The organism is Leptotrichia sp. OH3620_COT-345 (assembly GCF_003932895.1).
GTDB lineage: Bacteria > Fusobacteriota > Fusobacteriia > Fusobacteriales > Leptotrichiaceae > Pseudoleptotrichia.
In genome coordinates this window covers 1-577 of sequence record NZ_RQYW01000101.1, presented here as the reverse complement: position 1 = coordinate 577, position 577 = coordinate 1, and the positions used below count along the sequence as shown (strand labels likewise).

Sequence of the window (577 nt, the reverse complement as noted above, 5' to 3'; positions counted from 1 at the left end):
TTCATTTCTTCCGCTTTTTTACTTTGTGATTCTCTTTTTATTTCTGCCGCTCTCTTCTGTATACTGTTTGTATTTGTTACAGGTATTTCTTCCATAACTGACGGCTCTTCGATTTTTTCCATCTTCTGTTGCTGTTTTTGTTCTTCCGTCTGTCTTTTTCTTGCTTCTCTTAACAGTCTGTCCACTGCAGGATCACTGTAACTTAATTGACCTATTATAAGTAATATTAATCCTGACAGTATAAATGTCATCTTTTTAAATTTCATTTTTCCTCCTTAATATTTTTTACTGTTTTTTATCTTCCTTTCAATCTTTTAATATAAAAATTTGTTAAATTTTTATATTGCATTTTTTATTACTGTTTTTACCACAGAATTAAAAGTTACAATACAATCATATATATATAAATATTACTTTAAAAAACAAAATTGCTGATTACATAACAGTTTTATATGACAAATCCATTTTTATATAAAATGATTAAAAAGAAGATTAACAGATTTCAAATTTTATTTCTTTTTATTTACTTTCTTTTCCCTTACAGGTTTTTGAACTTTCTTCACAGCTTTCTTCTTAT

1 protein-coding gene is annotated in these 577 nt (G+C 25.8%); it reads right to left on the bottom strand.

The features are described 5' to 3' along the window. The coding region (locus EII29_RS11550) for a hypothetical protein (protein ID WP_199726098.1) at nucleotides 1-266 on the bottom strand (266 nt) is incomplete at its 3' end. Between the last annotated feature and the right edge of the window lie 311 nt (nucleotides 267-577).